This is a genomic window from Filimonas lacunae (genome assembly GCF_002355595.1).
GTDB lineage: Bacteria > Bacteroidota > Bacteroidia > Chitinophagales > Chitinophagaceae > Filimonas > Filimonas lacunae.
Window position 1 is genome coordinate 2,249,674 of the sequence record NZ_AP017422.1, and the last position, 21,743, is coordinate 2,271,416.

1 protein-coding gene is annotated in these 21,743 nt (G+C 45.2%); it reads left to right on the plus strand.

Annotated features, from left to right (window positions below; all coding sequences use genetic code 11):
* The first annotated feature begins 184 nt into the window (after window positions 1–184).
* Window positions 185–21,685: a beta strand repeat-containing protein gene (locus tag FLA_RS09115; protein ID WP_096510849.1), complete on the plus strand. Its 21,501-nt coding sequence runs from the start codon at window positions 185–187 to the stop codon at window positions 21,683–21,685.
* Window positions 21,686–21,743: the final 58 nt, after the last annotated feature.

Sequence of the window (21,743 nt, forward strand, 5' to 3'; positions counted from 1 at the left end):
TAAAGCTTTATTAATGGAAAAAAAAATAGGAAAGTGGCATTAGAATAAACATAATAATATTCTTTAACTAACTCGTTTTTAGGCTTGTATAGGGTGCACGGCTATATTTGCCACATATGGAAGAGTTGTGTAATATAGCGAAAAGGTTACACAGCGGTTCCATGTGATAGAATCCCTGTTGACTATGTATAAGACCCTGAACCAGTATTTATACAGGCTGATATTGCCTGTACTATTGTCGTCCGTGTGCCTTATTAACATTGCGAGTGCGCAAGGTTATATTTACGTGCATTTGCGTGCTTTAAATGAAGAGAGCTCTGTTGACTTCCCGTTTACAGTGACTGGTGGCCTTACCAGTGTGGCCGGGTTTTCACTGAACGATCAGCCTTCCATAGTAGGTCCTATTACGGATCTGGGTGTGGGACATGGTTCTTCTACGCTTGTTGCGGGGGGCGATGGTGAGCTTTGGGCTATTGTGGGTGGGGCGCTTTATAAGCGTATGCCTGGCCAAAGCTCCTGGGCTTTAGTAAGTGTAACTGGAAGTGGTACTGTGTTAGCTGTGGATGGTGCTGGTCCAGGATCTTGTGTGTATACCACTACTACTGGTAACGCTTATTATTATAGTGGCGGCACTTCCAAAGTTATTTTCACTTATAATGCATCGAGCTCTAACAGAAACTCCAAGGCAGTAGATATTACTTATGGGGATGGTAGAATTGCTGTTTTACTCGCCAACGGAAATATCTGGGCCAACTCAACTACAGTGGTGGGTGCATATACCGATTCGTGGACTTCTATTCAAAGTGGGACCGGACCTGCTGCTATCGATATGTTGCCTTCTTCCGGGAAAATCGCTTATTACAATTCCAGCAACTCCCGCATTTATATAATCAGTTATACAGGTACAAACTCTACCAACCTGGGAACACCAGGAGGAACAGATGTTTGTTTTGATGATGAAGGCAATATTTATTCAACCGGTTATAAGTGGGTGAGTGGAACTACGTGGACAACAGATGCAACCAGGGGCAGTTCATTTAAAAGGGTTACCGGAGGTGCAGGTAACCAGATATGGTGTAATGAAACTATTGATTATACGGCTAAATCCATCTTTACCCGTGAGCCATATACCGGTACATGGATAGATGATGAAAGAGTAAGAACGGATTATAAGGATAACTCTATCTTAATTCCTGTAACAGCAGGCACATATACGCTTAATATACCCGATATCAGTGGATGGAGTTTAAGTGAGGTAGAACTATATGATCCATCCAACAATTCCTCTTCCAGTATCCCTAATAAAAAAGTAACTTTTAATGTTGCCTCAGGTGAGGTTGTACATGCTGTATTGCATGTAAACAAATTGATTTCACTTTCAGTAGCCAAAACCTGTCAGTTATCGGCGGTAGATGATTTCGGTTCTGCTGCTTCTGCACCTGTCAACATTACTTCTTACCACTATTTAAACCGCGCAAGGCTGGAGGATGGTTATTATTCTATTCAGAATAACACATCAGGATGGGATAATGATACCTTGAAAGATCATACAGACCGTACAGGTAATTTCATGATCATCAACTCTTCTTATCAAAAAGATGAATTTTATAGAAAAAGGCTGATTAACCTGGAAGTAGGGCAGGTGTATGTGATGAGCTTCTGGGTTGCCAACCTAAGTCCGGGTGCAACTATTCTGCCTAATATCACAGCAGCAGTTGCTGACATTGATGGTAATATTTTATCCTCAGTTACAACAGGGGATGTTAGCAATCGTAGCTGGACGCAGTATACTTTTGAATTTACGGCTACTGCTACTACGCAGGATGTTTATTTAAAAAACAATGCTTTTGGCGGCGGCGGTAATGACCTGGCGCTGGATGATATTTCCATTGCTCCTAAAGTAGGTACTATTGAAAGTAGTATAATAGCCGGTAACCCGGTATATCTTTGTTCGGGCAACGATTATAATATGTCCAACAGCGCTGCTGGTGGTGTATGGTCGTCAAGCAATTCATCAGTAGCATCTATCAATAGCTCAACAGGAGTACTTTCTGCTATAGCCGGAGGAACCGCTACTATTACTTATAAAATTACCAGTAACCTGGGATGTACAGCTACTACCACTTCCAATGTAGAAGTAAAAGCTTCTCCCGTGGTGACTGCCACTGTTTCTAGCAATAATATTTGTATTGGTAATACAGTAACATTAGGAGGGTCTGCTACTTCAGGCAGAACGCCTTATACTATTTTGTGGTCAGCAACGCCGTCAACCGGTGCAGGATTGGGAGCAACGGCTACCTATGCATCGTCTGCCAAACCTACTGCTACGGGTAGTTATGCATATGCGCTGAAAGTAACAGATGCTAATAGTTGTGCTACTACAGCACAGCAAACTGTTGTTGTAGATGCCATTCCAACTGCTACTATCTCTTATGGTCAAAGTTCCTATTGTGCTATTGGTTCCGTTTCTGTAACAAAAACAGGAAACGGATTAGGCACAGGTACTTATTCTGCTGCTCCGGCTGGTTTGTCTATTGATGCCACCACTGGCGCCATCAATTTAGGAACCAGTACAGCAGGAAATTATACCATTACTTATAATATGGTAAACGGGGCCTGTACGGCTTCAGCAACCACCACATTAACAGTCTTGCCTGCTAAAGAGGTGAGTGATATTGGTGGCGATGTGGGTTTATGTACTAACACAACCGGTCAGTTAACCAACAGTGTATCTGGCGGTGTGTGGAGCAACGTAAATAACGCCAACATTGCTACAGTAAATGCTTCTACAGGTGTAATTTCTGCAGGCGGTGGAACTGGCAGCACTACTGTCAGATATACTTATACTGTTGGAACCTGTACCAGTTATAAAGAAGTTCAGGTAAATGTCGGTTCTCCTAATACCGGAACTATTTCTCCAACTACTGCTGTAGGTGTTTGTGCTGGTAGTTCTGTTACATTATATCCTAATAGTTCTAATGGCGGTGGCACCTGGACCAGCAGCAATACAAATATTGCTACTGTAAACAATGGTACCGTAATAGGTGTCAGCGGGGGCGTAGCCACCATGTCTTTCACTACTAATAATAATGGTTGCGTTACTGTTAAAACCAAAGACGTTACAGTTACGCCAAAACCTGTAGTAAGCATTGATGGCCCGGATGTTTTATGTACCAGCTCTACTGCCATGTTAACGGGAACTCCATTTGGAGGTACCTGGACCAGTACCAATAGTAATATTATATCAGTTAACGCGACAACAGGCGAAATAACCGGGGCAAATAGTAATAATTCCAGCTCTACTTTAACTTATACTTATACAGAAAACGGTTGTACAAATTCTGCATCGCAGGTTATTACTTTAAGAACTGGTAACAGCAACCTAAGCAATAACAGTCCAACTTCGGCCAGTATTTGTGTGGGTGCTACCCGTACAGTTACCAACAGTTCTAACGTTGTAGATTATTTCTGGAGCAGTACCAATCCTAATGTGGCTACTGTAAGCGCAAGTGGTGTAGTAACCGGTGTCGCACAGGGTAGTGCTACTATTTATTACTCTGCACAGCGTAATAATTTGAATTGCTTTAAAAGTGCAAATACTGCTATCACTGTACTTGCTACACCAACGGTGTCAGCTATTTCCGGTGATACTGATTTGTGTTTAAATAAAACAGCTACTTTAACCGCTACGCCTTCTGGTGGAACCTGGAGTTCTTCCAGCACTTCTGTTGCCACAATAAGCAGCGCTGGTTTATTAACAGCCAAAGCAGTAGGTTCTTCTACTATTACATATACAGTTTCCAACGGAACCTGTAGTGCATCCTCTACTACCACAGCTATAGTAGGGGCTTTGCCAACTGTAAATGCTATTACGCCTTCAGGTACTTCTACCATTTGTCAGGGTGCTACAGTACAGCTGGCCAACACCACCAGCGGTGGTGCCTGGACGAGTAGCGATGAAAGTATAGCTACTGTAACTGCCGGTGGATTAGTAAATGGGGTGAGAGTTGGTGCTGCAACGATTACTTATACACTATCTTCTTCTAATGGAGGTTGTAGCAATAGTGTTACTAAAGCTATTACAGTAAATGCACTGCCGACTGCTGTCACTATTTCTTATGGCAATACTGCATTCTGTAAAACTGGTAGTGCTTTAGTTAAACGTACTGGCGATACTACCAATATTAATAGCCTGTATAGTTCTACTGCTGGTTTAGCGGGTGATGCTTCTATTGGCAGGATTGATCTTGCTGGAAGCACTCCAGGTTCTTACTGGATTAAATATCAATACACAGATAAGACAACTGGTTGCAGTGATACTACTGGTGTAGGCATTACAATCAACCCATTACCTACTGCAATTACAATTTCTTACGGCAATACTTCATTTTGTAAAATTGGTAGTGCTGTAGTTAAGCGTACAGGTGATACGTCTAATATTACTAGCCTGTACAGCTCAACTGCTGGCTTAGTTGGAGATATTTCTACTGGTACGGTTGACCTTGCTGGTAGCTCCGCTGGTTCTTACTGGATAAAATATCAGTATACTAATAAAACAACCGGCTGTAGTGATACCACTGGTGTGGGCATAAAAATCAACGCATTACCAGCTGCTGTAACCATCTCTTATGGTAATACCGTGTTCTGTAAAACCGGTGTCGCTTTAGTGAAGCGTACTGGCGATACAACCAATATTAATAGCCTGTATAGTTCTGCAACTGGGCTGTCTCTGGATGGTGCTACAGGTAAAATTGATGTGGCAGCGAGCACTGCTGGTTCTTACTGGATAAAATATCAATACACAGATAAAACAACCGGCTGTAGTGATACCACTGGTGTGGGCATAAAAATCAACGCATTACCGGCTGCTGTAACCATCTCTTATGGTAATACCGTGTTCTGTAAAACCAGTGTCGCTTTAGTGAAGCGCACTGGTGATACTACCAATATTAATAGCCTGTATAGTTCTGCAACTGGGCTGTCTCTGGATGGTGCTACAGGTAAAATTGATGTGGCAGCGAGCACTGCTGGTTCTTACTGGATAAAATATCAGTATACTAATAAAACAACCGGCTGTAGTGATACCACTGGTGTGGGCATAAAAATCAACGCATTACCGGCTGCTGTAACCATCTCTTATGGTAATACTGTGTTCTGTAAAACCGGTGTCGCTTTAGTGAAGCGTACTGGTGATACAACCAATATTAATAGCCTGTATAGTTCTGCAACTGGGCTGTCTCTGGATGCATCGACTGGTAAAATTGATGTGGCAGCGAGCACTGCTGGTTCTTATTGGATAAAATATCAATACACAGATAAAACAACAAGCTGTAGTGATACCACTGGTGTGGGCATAAAAATCAACGCCTTACCAGCAGCTGTAACCATCTCTTATGGTAATACTGTGTTTTGTAAAACCGGTGTCGCTTTAGTGAAGCGTACTGGTGATACAACCAATATTAATAGCCTGTATAGTTCTGCAACTGGGCTGTCCCTGGATGCATCGACTGGTAAAATTGATGTGGCAGCGAGCACTGCTGGTTCTTACTGGATAAAATATCAGTATACTAATAAAACAACCGGCTGTAGTGATACCACTGGTGTGGGCATAAAAATCAACGCATTACCGGCTGCTGTAACCATCTCTTATGGTAATACTGTGTTCTGTAAAACCGGTGTCGCTTTAGTGAAGCGTACTGGTGATACAACCAATATTAATAGCCTGTATAGTTCTGCAACTGGGCTGTCTCTGGATGGTGCTACAGGTAAAATTGATGTGGCAGCGAGCACTGCTGGTTCTTACTGGATAAAATATCAATACACAGATAAAACAACAAGCTGTAGTGATACCACTGGCGTAGGCATTAAGATTAATGCTCTGCCGACAGCTGTAACCATCTCTTATGGTAATACCGTATTCTGTAAGACTGGTGTCGCTTTAGTGAAGCGCACTGGTGATACTACAAATATTAATAGCCTGTATAGTTCTGCAACTGGGCTGTCTCTGGATGCATCGACTGGTAAAATTGATGTGGCAGCGAGCACTGCTGGTTCTTACTGGATAAAATATCAATACACAGATAAAACAACAAGCTGTAGTGATACCACTGGTGTGGGCATAAAAATCAACGCATTACCAGCTGCTGTAACCATCTCTTATGGTAATACTGTGTTTTGTAAAACCGGTGTCGCTTTAGTGAAGCGCACTGGTGATACAACCAATATTAATAGCCTGTATAGTTCTGCAACTGGGCTGTCTCTGGATGGTGCTACAGGTAAAATTGATGTGGCAGCGAGCACTGCTGGTTCTTATTGGATAAAATATCAGTATACTAATAAAACAACCGGCTGTAGTGATACCACTGGTGTGGGCATAAAAATCAACGCATTACCAGCTGCTGTAACCATCTCTTATGGTAATACTGTGTTTTGTAAAACCGGTGTCGCTTTAGTGAAGCGTACTGGTGATACAACCAATATTAATAGCCTGTATAGTTCTGCAACTGGGCTGTCTCTGGATGGTGCTACAGGTAAAATTGATGTGGCAGCGAGCACTGCTGGTTCTTACTGGATAAAATATCAATACACAGATAAAACAACAAGCTGTAGTGATACCACTGGCGTAGGCATTAAGATTAATGCTCTGCCGACAGCTGTAACCATCTCTTATGGTAATACCGTATTCTGTAAGACTGGTGTCGCTTTAGTGAAGCGCACTGGTGATACTACCAATATTAATAGCCTGTATAGTTCTGCAACTGGGCTGTCTCTGGATGGTGCTACAGGTAAAATTGATGTGGCAGCGAGCACTGCTGGTTCTTACTGGATAAAATATCAATACACAGATAAAACAACAAGCTGTAGTGATACCACTGGCGTAGGCATTAAGATTAATGCTCTGCCGACAGCTGTAACCATCTCTTATGGTAATACCGTGTTCTGTAAAACCGGTGTCGCTTTAGTGAAGCGTACTGGCGATACTACCAATATTAATAGCCTGTATAGTTCTGCAACTGGGCTGTCCCTGGATGGTGCTACAGGTAAAATTGATGTGGCAGCGAGCACTGCTGGTTCTTACTGGATAAAATATCAATACACAGATAAAACAACAAGCTGTAGTGATACCACTGGCGTAGGCATTAAGATTAATGCTCTGCCGACAGCTGTAACCATCTCTTATGGTAATACTGTGTTTTGTAAAACCGGTGTCGCTTTAGTTAAGCGTACTGGTGATACTACCAATATTAATAGCCTGTATAGTTCTACAACTGGGCTGTCTCTGGATGGTGCTACAGGTAAAATTGATGTGGCAGCGAGCACTGCTGGTTCTTACTGGATAAAATATCAGTATACTAATAAAACAACAAGCTGTAGTGATACCACTGGTGTGGGCATAAAAATCAACGCATTACCGGCTGCTGTAACCATCTCTTATGGTAATACCGTATTCTGTAAAACCGGTGTCGCTTTAGTGAAGCGTACTGGTGATACAACCAATATTAATAGCCTGTATAGTTCTGCAACTGGGCTGTCCCTGGATGGTGCTACAGGTAAAATTGATGTGGCAGCGAGCACTGCTGGTTCTTACTGGATAAAATATCAATACACAGATAAAACAACAAGCTGTAGTGATACCACTGGCGTAGGCATTAAGATTAATGCTCTGCCGACAGCTGTAACCATCTCTTATGGTAATACCGTATTCTGTAAGACTGGTGTCGCTTTAGTGAAGCGCACTGGTGATACTACCAATATTAATAGCCTGTATAGTTCTGCAACTGGGCTGTCCCTGGATGGTGCTACAGGTAAAATTGATGTGGCAGCGAGCACTGCTGGTTCTTACTGGATAAAATATCAATACACAGATAAAACAACAAGCTGTAGTGATACCACTGGCGTAGGCATTAAGATTAATGCTCTGCCGACAGCTGTAACCATCTCTTATGGTAATACCGTGTTCTGTAAAACCGGTGTCGCTTTAGTGAAGCGTACTGGCGATACTACCAATATTAATAGCCTGTATAGTTCTGCAACTGGGCTGTCCCTGGATGGTGCTACAGGTAAAATTGATGTGGCAGCGAGCACTGCTGGTTCTTACTGGATAAAATATCAATACACAGATAAAACAACAAGCTGTAGTGATACCACTGGCGTAGGCATTAAGATTAATGCTCTGCCGACAGCTGTAACCATCTCTTATGGTAATACTGTGTTTTGTAAAACCGGTGTCGCTTTAGTGAAGCGTACTGGTGATACTACCAATATTAATAGCCTGTATAGTTCTACAACTGGGCTGTCTCTGGATGGTGCTACAGGTAAAATTGATGTGGCAGCGAGCACTGCTGGTTCTTATTGGATAAAATATCAGTATACTAATAAAACAACCGGCTGTAGTGATACCACTGGTGTGGGCATAAAAATCAACGCATTACCAGCTGCTGTAACCATCTCTTATGGTAATACTGTGTTTTGTAAAACCGGTGTCGCTTTAGTGAAGCGTACTGGTGATACAACCAATATTAATAGCCTGTATAGTTCTGCAACTGGGCTGTCTCTGGATGGTGCTACAGGTAAAATTGATGTGGCAGCGAGCACTGCTGGTTCTTACTGGATAAAATATCAATACACAGATAAAACAACAAGCTGTAGTGATACCACTGGCGTAGGCATTAAGATTAATGCTCTGCCAACAGCTGTAACCATCTCTTATGGTAATACCGTGTTCTGTAAAACCGGTGTCGCTTTAGTGAAGCGTACTGGTGATACTACCAATATTAATAGCCTGTATAGTTCTGCAACTGGGCTGTCCCTGGATGCATCGACTGGTAAAATCGACGTAGCAGCTAGCACTGCTGGTTCTTATTGGATAAAATATCAATACACAGATAAAACAACCGGCTGTAGTGATACCACTGGTGTGGGCATAAAAATCAACGCATTACCAGCTGCTGTAACCATCTCTTATGGTAATACTGTGTTTTGTAAAACCGGTGTCGCTTTAGTGAAGCGTACTGGTGATACAACCAATATTAATAGCCTGTATAGTTCTGCAACTGGGCTGTCTCTGGATGGTGCTACAGGTAAAATTGATGTGGCAGCGAGCACTGCTGGTTCTTACTGGATAAAATATCAATACACAGATAAAACAACAAGCTGTAGTGATACCACTGGCGTAGGCATTAAGATTAATGCTCTGCCGACAGCTGTAACCATCTCTTATGGTAATACCGTATTCTGTAAGACTGGTGTCGCTTTAGTGAAGCGCACTGGTGATACTACCAATATTAATAGCCTGTATAGTTCTGCAACTGGGCTGTCCCTGGATGCATCGACTGGTAAAATTGATGTGGCAGCGAGCACTGCTGGTTCTTACTGGATAAAATATCAATACACAGATAAAACAACAAGCTGTAGTGATACCACTGGTGTGGGCATAAAAATCAACGCATTACCAGCTGCTGTAACCATCTCTTATGGTAATACTGTGTTTTGTAAAACCGGTGTCGCTTTAGTGAAGCGTACTGGCGATACAACCAATATTAATAGCCTGTATAGTTCTGCAACTGGGCTGTCTCTGGATGGTGCTACAGGTAAAATTGATGTGGCAGCGAGCACTGCTGGTTCTTATTGGATAAAATATCAATACACAGATAAAACAACCGGCTGTAGTGATACCACTGGTGTGGGCATAAAAATCAACGCATTACCAGCAGCTGTAACCATCTCTTATGGTAATACTGTGTTCTGTAAAACCGGTGTCGCTTTAGTGAAGCGTACTGGTGATACTACCAATATTAATAGCCTGTATAGTTCTGCAACTGGGCTGTCTCTGGATGGTGCTACAGGTAAAATCGACGTAGCAGCTAGCACTGCTGGTTCTTATTGGATAAAATATCAATACACAGATAAAACAACCGGCTGTAGTGATACCACTGGTGTGGGCATAAAAATCAACGCATTACCAGCTGCTGTAACCATCTCTTATGGTAATACTGTGTTTTGTAAAACCGGTGTCGCTTTATTGAAGCGTACTGGTGATACTACCAATATTAATAGCCTGTATAGTTCTGCAACTGGGCTGTCTCTGGATGCATCGACTGGTAAAATTGATGTGGCAGCGAGCACTGCTGGTTCTTACTGGATAAAATATCAATACACAGATAAAACAACAAGCTGTAGTGATACCACTGGCGTAGGCATTAAGATTAATGCTCTGCCAACAGCTGTAACCATCTCTTATGGTAATACCGTGTTCTGTAAAACCGGTGTCGCTTTAGTGAAGCGTACTGGTGATACTACCAATATTAATAGCCTGTATAGTTCTGCAACTGGGCTGTCCCTGGATGCATCGACTGGTAAAATCGACGTAGCAGCTAGCACTGCTGGTTCTTACTGGATAAAATATCAATACACAGATAAAACAACAAGCTGTAGTGATACCACTGGCGTAGGCATTAAGATTAATGCTCTGCCGACAGCTGTAACCATCTCTTATGGTAATACCGTGTTCTGTAAAACCGGTGTCGCTTTAGTGAAGCGTACTGGCGATACTACCAATATTAATAGCCTGTATAGTTCTGCAACTGGGCTGTCCCTGGATGGTGCTACAGGTAAAATTGATGTGGCAGCGAGCACTGCTGGTTCTTACTGGATAAAATATCAATACACAGATAAAACAACAAGCTGTAGTGATACCACTGGTGTGGGCATAAAAATCAACGCATTACCAGCTGCTGTAACCATCTCTTATGGTAATACTGTGTTTTGTAAAACCGGTGTCGCTTTAGTGAAGCGTACTGGTGATACTACCAATATTAATAGCCTGTATAGTTCTACAACTGGGCTGTCTCTGGATGGTGCTACAGGTAAAATTGATGTGGCAGCGAGCACTGCTGGTTCTTACTGGATAAAATATCAGTATACTAATAAAACAACAAGCTGTAGTGATACCACTGGTGTGGGCATAAAAATCAACGCATTACCGGCTGCTGTAACCATCTCTTATGGTAATACCGTATTCTGTAAAACCGGTGTCGCTTTAGTGAAGCGTACTGGTGATACAACCAATATTAATAGCCTGTATAGTTCTGCAACTGGGCTGTCTCTGGATGGTGCTACAGGTAAAATTGATGTGGCAGCGAGCACTGCTGGTTCTTACTGGATAAAATATCAATACACAGATAAAACAACAAGCTGTAGTGATACCACTGGCGTAGGCATTAAGATTAATGCTCTGCCAACAGCTGTAACCATCTCTTATGGTAATACCGTGTTCTGTAAAACCGGTGTCGCTTTAGTGAAGCGTACTGGTGATACTACCAATATTAATAGCCTGTATAGTTCTGCAACTGGGCTGTCTCTGGATGGTGCTACAGGTAAAATCGACGTAGCAGCTAGCACTGCTGGTTCTTATTGGATAAAATATCAATACACAGATAAAACAACCGGCTGTAGTGATACCACTGGTGTGGGCATAAAAATCAACGCATTACCAGCTGCTGTAACCATCTCTTATGGTAATACTGTGTTTTGTAAAACCGGTGTCGCTTTAGTGAAGCGTACTGGTGATACAACCAATATTAATAGCCTGTATAGTTCTGCAACTGGGCTGTCTCTGGATGGTGCTACAGGTAAAATTGATGTGGCAGCGAGCACTGCTGGTTCTTACTGGATAAAATATCAATACACAGATAAAACAACAAGCTGTAGTGATACCACTGGCGTAGGCATTAAGATTAATGCTCTGCCGACAGCTGTAACCATCTCTTATGGTAATACCGTATTCTGTAAGACTGGTGTCGCTTTAGTGAAGCGCACTGGTGATACTACCAATATTAATAGCCTGTATAGTTCTGCAACTGGGCTGTCCCTGGATGCATCGACTGGTAAAATTGATGTGGCAGCGAGCACTGCTGGTTCTTACTGGATAAAATATCAATACACAGATAAAACAACAAGCTGTAGTGATACCACTGGTGTGGGCATAAAAATCAACGCATTACCAGCTGCTGTAACCATCTCTTATGGTAATACTGTGTTTTGTAAAACCGGTGTCGCTTTAGTGAAGCGTACTGGCGATACAACCAATATTAATAGCCTGTATAGTTCTGCAACTGGGCTGTCTCTGGATGGTGCTACAGGTAAAATTGATGTGGCAGCGAGCACTGCTGGTTCTTATTGGATAAAATATCAATACACAGATAAAACAACCGGCTGTAGTGATACCACTGGTGTGGGCATAAAAATCAACGCATTACCAGCAGCTGTAACCATCTCTTATGGTAATACTGTGTTCTGTAAAACCGGTGTCGCTTTAGTGAAGCGTACTGGTGATACTACCAATATTAATAGCCTGTATAGTTCTGCAACTGGGCTGTCTCTGGATGGTGCTACAGGTAAAATCGACGTAGCAGCTAGCACTGCTGGTTCTTATTGGATAAAATATCAATACACAGATAAAACAACCGGCTGTTTCGATACGACTGGTTCTGCAATTATCATCCATGCATTACCAACTGCAAGCATAGCTTATGGTACTTATTGTGCAAGAGACAGCGCGGAAGTAACCTTAACGGGTGCAACTGGCGGTCAATATACCTCAACGAGTGGCCTGGTGATTAATAAAACAAGCGGTACCGTAGACTTAGCGAAGAGCGGAGTAGGCAGCTACTGGATTACTTACAGCTTCAGCAACAGCGATGGCTGTACGGATACTACCGGTGCTGCTATCACGATCCATGCGTTACCAACTGCAAGCATGGCTTATGGTACTTATTGTGCAAGAGACAGCGCGGAAGTAACCTTGACAGGTGCAACTGGCGGTAGCTTCACCTCAACGAGTGGCCTGGTGATTAATAAAACAAGCGGTACTGTAGATTTAGCGAAGAGCACTGTTGGAGCATACTGGATTACCTACAGCTTCAGCAACAGCGATGGCTGTACAGATACTACCGGTGCTGCTATCACGATCCATGCTTTACCAACGGCGACTATCGCTTACGGCACTTATTGTGCAAGAGACAGCGCGGAAGTAACCTTGACAGGTGCAACTGGTGGTCAATATACCTCAACGAGTGGCCTGGTGATCAATAAAACAAGCGGTACTGTAGACTTAGCGAAGAGCACTGTTGGAGCATACTGGATTACTTACAGCTTCAGCAACAGCGATGGCTGTACGGATACTACCGGTGCTGCTATCACGATCCATGCGTTACCAACCGCGACTATCGCTTACGGCACTTATTGTGCAAGAGACAGCGCGGAAGTAACCTTAACGGGTGCAACTGGTGGTCAATATACCTCAACGAGTGGCCTGGTGATCAATAAAACAAGCGGTACTGTAGACTTAGCGAAGAGCGGAGTAGGCAGCTACTGGATTACTTACAGCTTCAGCAACAGCGATGGCTGTACGGATACTACCGGTGCTGCTATCACGATCCATGCGTTACCAACCGCGACTATCGCTTACGGCACTTATTGTGCAAGAGACAGCGCAGAAGTAACCTTAACGGGTGCAACTGGCGGTCAATATACCTCAACGAGTGGCCTGGTGATTAATAAAACAAGCGGTACTGTAGACTTAGCGAAGAGCGGAGTAGGCAGCTACTGGATTACTTACAGCTTCAGCAACAGCGATGGCTGTACAGATACTACCGGTGCTGCTATCACGATCCATGCTTTACCAACCGCGACTATCGCTTATGGTACTTATTGTGCAAGGGATAGTGCAGAAGTAACCTTGACAGGTGCAACTGGTGGTCAATATACCTCAACGAGTGGCCTGGTGATCAATAAAACAAGCGGTACTGTAGACTTAGCGAAGAGCGGAGTAGGCAGCTACTGGATTACTTACAGCTTCAGCAACAGCGATGGCTGTACAGATACCACGGGTGCTGCTATCACGATCCATGCGTTACCAACTGCGACTATCGCTTATGGTACTTATTGTGCAAGAGACAGCGCGGAAGTAACCTTGACAGGTGCAACTGGTGGTCAATATACCTCAACGAGTGGCCTGGTGATCAATAAAACAAGCGGTACTGTAGACTTAGCGAAGAGCGGAGTAGGCAGCTACTGGATTACTTACAGCTTCAGCAATAGCGATGGCTGTACAGATACCACGGGTGCTGCTATCACGATCCATGCTTTACCAACCGCGACTATCGCTTATGGTACTTATTGTGCAAGGGATAGTGCAGAAGTAACCTTAACGGGTGCAACTGGCGGTCAATATACCTCAACGAGTGGCCTGGTGATTAATAAAACAAGCGGTACTGTAGACTTAGCGAAGAGCGGAGTAGGCAGCTACTGGATTACTTACAGCTTCAGCAACAGCGATGGCTGTACAGATACTACCGGTGCTGCTATCACGATCCATGCTTTACCAACCGCGACTATCGCTTATGGTACTTATTGTGCAAGGGATAGTGCAGAAGTAACCTTGACAGGTGCAACTGGTGGTCAATATACCTCAACGAGTGGCCTGGTGATCAATAAAACAAGCGGTACTGTAGACTTAGCGAAGAGCGGAGTCGGCAGCTACTGGATTACTTACAGCTTCAGCAACAGCGATGGCTGTACAGATACCACGGGTGCTGCTATCACGATCCATGCGTTACCAACTGCGACTATCGCTTACGGCACTTATTGTGCAAGAGACAGCGCGGAAGTAACCTTGACAGGTGCAACTGGCGGTCAATATACCTCAACGAGTGGCCTGGTGATTAATAAAACAAGCGGTACTGTAGACTTAGCGAAGAGCACTGTTGGAGCATACTGGATTACTTACAGCTTCAGCAACAGCGATGGCTGTACAGATACCACGGGTGCTGCTATCACGATCCATGCGTTACCAACTGCGACTATCGCTTACGGCACTTATTGTGCAAGAGACAGCGCGGAAGTAACCTTGACAGGTGCAACTGGTGGTAGCTACACTTCTACCAGTGGCCTGGTGATTAATAAAACAAGCGGTACTGTAGACTTAGTGAAGAGCGGAGTAGGCAGCTACTGGATTACTTACAGCTTCAGCAACAGCGATGGCTGTACGGATACTACCGGTGCTTCGATCACGATCCATGCGTTACCAACGGCGACTATCGCTTACGGCACTTATTGTGCAAGGGATAGTGCGGAAGTAACCTTGACAGGTGCAACTGGCGGTCAATATACCTCAACGAGTGGCCTGGTGATTAATAAAACAAGCGGTACTGTAGACTTAGCGAAGAGCGGAGTAGGCAGCTACTGGATTACTTACAGCTTCAGCAACAGCGATGGCTGTACAGATACTACCGGTGCTGCTATCACGATCCATGCGTTACCAACTGCAAGCATAGCTTATGGCACTTATTGTGCAAGAGACAGCGCGGAAGTAACCTTGACAGGTGCAACTGGCGGTCAATATACCTCAACGAGTGGCCTGGTGATTAATAAAACAAGCGGTACTGTAGACTTAGCGAAGAGCGGAGTCGGCAGCTACTGGATTACTTACAGCTTCAGCAACAGCGATGGCTGTACAGATACCACGGGTGCTGCTATCACGATCCATGCGTTACCAACTGCGACTATCGCTTACGGCACTTATTGTGCAAGAGACAGCGCGGAAGTAACCTTGACAGGTGCAACTGGTGGTAGCTACACTTCTACCAGTGGCCTGGTGATTAATAAAACAAGCGGTACTGTAGACTTAGCGAAGAGCGGAGTCGGCAGCTACTGGATTACTTACAGCTTCAGCAACAGCGATGGCTGTACGGATACTACCGGTGCTTCGATCACGATCCATGCGTTACCAACGGCGACTATCGCTTACGGCACTTATTGTGCAAGGGATAGTGCAGAAGTAACCTTGACAGGTGCAACTGGTGGTCAATATACCTCAACGAGTGGCCTGGTGATCAATAAAACAAGCGGTACTGTAGACTTAGCGAAGAGCGGAGTAGGCAGCTACTGGATTACTTACAGCTTCAGCAATAGCGATGGCTGTACAGATACCACGGGTGCTGCTATCACGATCCATGCGTTACCAACCGCAAGCATAGCTTATGGTACTTATTGTGCAAGGGATAGTGCAGAAGTAACCTTAACGGGTGCAACTGGCGGTCAATATACCTCAACGAGTGGCCTGGTGATCAATAAAACAAGCGGTACTGTAGACTTAGCGAAGAGCGGAGTAGGCAGCTACTGGATTACTTACAGCTTCAGCAACAGCGATGGCTGTACGGATACTACCGGTGCTTCGATCACGATCCATGCGTTACCAACGGCGACTATCGCTTACGGCACTTATTGTGCAAGGGATAGTGCGGAAGTAACCTTGACAGGTGCAACTGGTGGTCAATATACCTCAACGAGTGGCCTGGTGATTAATAAAACAAGCGGTACTGTAGACTTAGCGAAGAGCGGAGTAGGCAGCTACTGGATTACTTACAGCTTCAGCAACAGCGATGGCTGTACAGATACTACCGGTGCTTCGATCACGATCCATGCGTTACCAACGGCGACTATCGCTTACGGCACTTATTGTGCAAGGGATAGTGCGGAAGTAACCTTGACAGGTGCAACTGGCGGTCAATATACCTCAACGAGTGGCCTGGTGATTAATAAAACAAGCGGTACTGTAGACTTAGCGAAGAGCGGAGTAGGCAGCTACTGGATTACTTACAGCTTCAGCAACAGCGATGGCTGTACAGATACTACCGGTGCTGCTATCACGATCCATGCTTTACCAACCGCGACTATCGCTTACGGCACTTATTGTGCAAGAGATAGCGCGGAAGTAACCTTGACAGGTGCAACTGGCGGTAGCTTCACCTCAACGAGTGGCCTGGTGATTAATAAAACAAGCGGTACTGTAGACTTAGCGAAGAGCACTGTTGGAGCATACTGGATTACTTACAGCTTCAGCAACAGCGATGGCTGTACAGATACTACCGGTGCTGCTATCACGATCCATGCTTTACCAACCGCGACTATCGCTTACGGCACTTATTGTGCAAGAGATAGCGCGGAAGTAACCTTGACAGGTGCAACTGGCGGTAGCTTCACCTCAACGAGTGGCCTGGTGATTAATAAAACAAGCGGTACTGTAGACTTAGCGAAGAGCACTGTTGGAGCATACTGGATTACTTACAGCTTCAGCAACAGCGATGGCTGTACAGATACTACCGGTGCTGCTATCACGATCCATGCTTTACCAACCGCGACTATCGCTTATGGTACTTATTGTGCAAGGGATAGTGCAGAAGTAACCTTGACAGGTGCAACTGGTGGTCAATATACCTCAACGAGTGGCCTGGTGATCAATAAAACAAGCGGTACTGTAGACTTAGCGAAGAGCGGAGTAGGCAGCTACTGGATTACTTACAGCTTCAGCAACAGCGATGGCTGTACAGATACCACGGGTGCTGCTATCACGATCCATGCGTTACCAACTGCGACTATCGCTTACGGCACTTATTGTGCAAGAGACAGCGCGGAAGTAACCTTGACAGGTGCAACTGGTGGTCAATATACCTCAACGAGTGGCCTGGTGATCAATAAAACAAGCGGTACTGTAGACTTAGCGAAGAGCGGAGTAGGCAGCTACTGGATTACTTACAGCTTCAGCAATAGCGATGGCTGTACAGATACCACGGGTGCTGCTATCACGATCCATGCTTTACCAACCGCGACTATCGCTTATGGTACTTATTGTGCAAGGGATAGTGCAGAAGTAACCTTAACGGGTGCAACTGGCGGTAGCTTCACCTCAACGAGTGGCCTGGTGATTAATAAAACAAGCGGTACTGTAGACTTAGCGAAGAGCACTGTTGGAGCATACTGGATTACTTACAGCTTCAGCAACAGCGATGGCTGTACAGATACTACCGGTGCTGCTATCACGATCCATGCTTTACCAACCGCGACTATCGCTTATGGTACTTATTGTGCAAGGGATAGTGCAGAAGTAACCTTGACAGGTGCAACTGGTGGTCAATATACCTCAACGAGTGGCCTGGTGATCAATAAAACAAGCGGTACTGTAGACTTAGCGAAGAGCGGAGTCGGCAGCTACTGGATTACTTACAGCTTCAGCAACAGCGATGGCTGTACAGATACCACGGGTGCTGCTATCACGATCCATGCGTTACCAACTGCGACTATCGCTTACGGCACTTATTGTGCAAGAGACAGCGCGGAAGTAACCTTGACAGGTGCAACTGGCGGTCAATATACCTCAACGAGTGGCCTGGTGATTAATAAAACAAGCGGTACTGTAGACTTAGCGAAGAGCACTGTTGGAGCATACTGGATTACTTACAGCTTCAGCAACAGCGATGGCTGTACAGATACCACGGGTGCTGCTATCACGATCCATGCTTTACCAACCGCGACTATCGCTTATGGTACTTATTGTGCAAGGGATAGTGCAGAAGTAACCTTAACGGGTGCAACTGGCGGTAGCTTCACCTCAACGAGTGGCCTGGTGATTAATAAAACAAGCGGTACTGTAGATTTAGCGAAGAGCGGAGTAGGCAGCTACTGGATTACTTACAGCTTCAGCAATAGCGATGGCTGTACAGATACCACGGGTGCTGCTATCACGATCCATGCGTTACCAACCGCAAGCATAGCTTATGGTACTTATTGTGCAAGGGATAGTGCAGAAGTAACCTTAACGGGTGCAACTGGCGGTCAATATACCTCAACGAGTGGCCTGGTGATCAATAAAACAAGCGGTACTGTAGACTTAGCGAAGAGCGGAGTAGGCAGCTACTGGATTACTTACAGCTTCAGCAACAGCGATGGCTGTACGGATACTACCGGTGCTTCGATCACGATCCATGCTTTACCAACGGCGACTATCGCTTACGGCACTTATTGTGCAAGGGATAGTGCGGAAGTAACCTTGACAGGTGCAACTGGCGGTCAATATACCTCAACGAGTGGCCTGGTGATTAATAAAACAAGCGGTACTGTAGACTTAGCGAAGAGCGGAGTAGGCAGCTACTGGATTACTTACAGCTTCAGCAACAGCGATGGCTGTACAGATACTACCGGTGCTGCTATCACGATCCATGCGTTACCAACCGCGACTATCGCTTACGGCACTTATTGTGCAAGGGATAGCGCGGAAGTAACCTTGACAGGTGCAACTGGCGGTAGCTTCACCTCAACGAGTGGCCTGGTGATTAATAAAACAAGCGGTACTGTAGACTTAGCGAAGAGCACTGTTGGAGCATACTGGATTACTTACAGCTTCAGCAACAGCGATGGCTGTACAGATACTACCGGTGCTGCTATCACGATCCATGCTTTACCAACCGCGACTATCGCTTATGGTACTTATTGTGCAAGGGATAGTGCAGAAGTAACCTTGACAGGTGCAACTGGTGGTCAATATACCTCAACGAGTGGCCTGGTGATCAATAAAACAAGCGGTACTGTAGACTTAGCGAAGAGCGGAGTAGGCAGCTACTGGATTACTTACAGCTTCAGCAACAGCGATGGCTGTACAGATACCACGGGTGCTGCTATCACGATCCATGCGTTACCAACTGCGACTATCGCTTACGGCACTTATTGTGCAAGGGATAGTGCAGAAGTAACCTTGACAGGTGCAACTGGCGGTCAATATACCTCAACGAGTGGCCTGGTGATTAATAAAACAAGCGGTACTGTAGACTTAGCGAAGAGCACTGTTGGAGCATACTGGATTACTTACAGCTTCAGCAACAGCGATGGCTGTACAGATACTACCGGTGCTGCTATCACGATCCATGCTTTACCAACCGCGACTATCGCTTACGGCACTTATTGTGCAAGAGATAGCGCGGAAGTAACCTTGACAGGTGCAACTGGCGGTAGCTTCACCTCAACGAGTGGCCTGGTGATTAATAAAACAAGCGGTACTGTAGACTTAGCGAAGAGCACTGTTGGAGCATACTGGATTACTTACAGCTTCAGCAACAGCGATGGCTGTACAGATACTACCGGTGCTGCTATCACGATCCATGCTTTACCAACCGCGACTATCGCTTATGGTACTTATTGTGCAAGGGATAGTGCAGAAGTAACCTTGACAGGTGCAACTGGTGGTCAATATACCTCAACGAGTGGCCTGGTGATCAATAAAACAAGCGGTACTGTAGACTTAGCGAAGAGCGGAGTAGGCAGCTACTGGATTACCTACAGCTTCAGCAACAGCGATGGCTGTACAGATACCACGGGTGCTGCTATCACGATCCATGCGTTACCAACTGCGACTATCGCTTACGGCACTTATTGTGCAAGAGACAGCGCGGAAGTAACCTTGACAGGTGCAACTGGCGGTCAATATACCTCAACGAGTGGCCTGGTGATTAATAAAACAAGCGGTACTGTAGACTTAGCGAAGAGCACTGTTGGAGCATACTGGATTACTTACAGCTTCAGCAACAGCGATGGCTGTACAGATACCACGGGTGCTGCTATCACGATCCATGCGTTACCAACCGCGACTATCGCTTATGGTACTTATTGTGCAAGGGATAGTGCAGAAGTAACCTTAACGGGTGCAACTGGCGGTAGCTTCACCTCAACGAGTGGCCTGGTGATTAATAAAACAAGCGGTACTGTAGATTTAGCGAAGAGCACTGTTGGAGCATACTGGATTACCTACAGCTTCAGCAACAGCGATGGCTGTACAGATACTACCGGTGCTTCGATCACGATCCATGCTTTACCAACCGCGACTATCGCTTATGGTACTTATTGTGCAAGGGATAGTGCAGAAGTAACCTTGACAGGTGCAACTGGCGGTCAATATACCTCAACGAGTGGCCTGGTGATTAATAAAACAAGCGGTACTGTAGACTTAGCGAAGAGCGGAGTCGGCAGCTACTGGATTACTTACAGCTTCAGCAACAGCGATGGCTGTACAGATACCACGGGTGCTGCTATCACGATCCATGCGTTACCAACTGCGACTATCGCTTACGGCACTTATTGTGCAAGAGACAGCGCGGAAGTAACCTTGACAGGTGCAACTGGTGGTAGCTACACTTCTACCAGTGGCCTGGTGATTAATAAAACAAGCGGTACCGTAGACTTAGCGAAGAGCGGAGTAGGCAGCTACTGGATTACTTACAGCTTCAGCAACAGCGATGGCTGTACGGATACTACCGGTGCTGCTATCACGATCCATGCGTTACCAACTGCAAGCATAGCTTATGGTACTTATTGTGCAAGAGACAGCGCGGAAGTAACCTTGACAGGTGCAACTGGCGGTAGCTTCACCTCAACGAGTGGCCTGGTGATTAATAAAACAAGCGGTACTGTAGATTTAGCGAAGAGCACTGTTGGAGCATACTGGATTACCTACAGCTTCAGCAACAGCGATGGCTGTACAGATACTACCGGTGCTGCTATCACGATCCATGCTTTACCAACGGCGACTATCGCTTACGGCACTTATTGTGCAAGGGATAGTGCGGAAGTAACCTTGACAGGTGCAACTGGTGGTCAATATACCTCAACGAGTGGCCTGGTGATCAATAAAACAAGCGGTACTGTAGACTTAGCGAAGAGCGGAGTAGGCAGCTACTGGATTACTTACAGCTTCAGCAACAGCGATGGCTGTACAGATACCACGGGTGCTGCTATCACGATCCATGCTTACCAACGCGACTATCGCTTACGGCACTTATTGGCAAGGAAGGCGAAGTAACTTGACAGTGCAACTGGCGGTATACCTCAACGAGTGGCCTGGTGATTAATAAACAAGC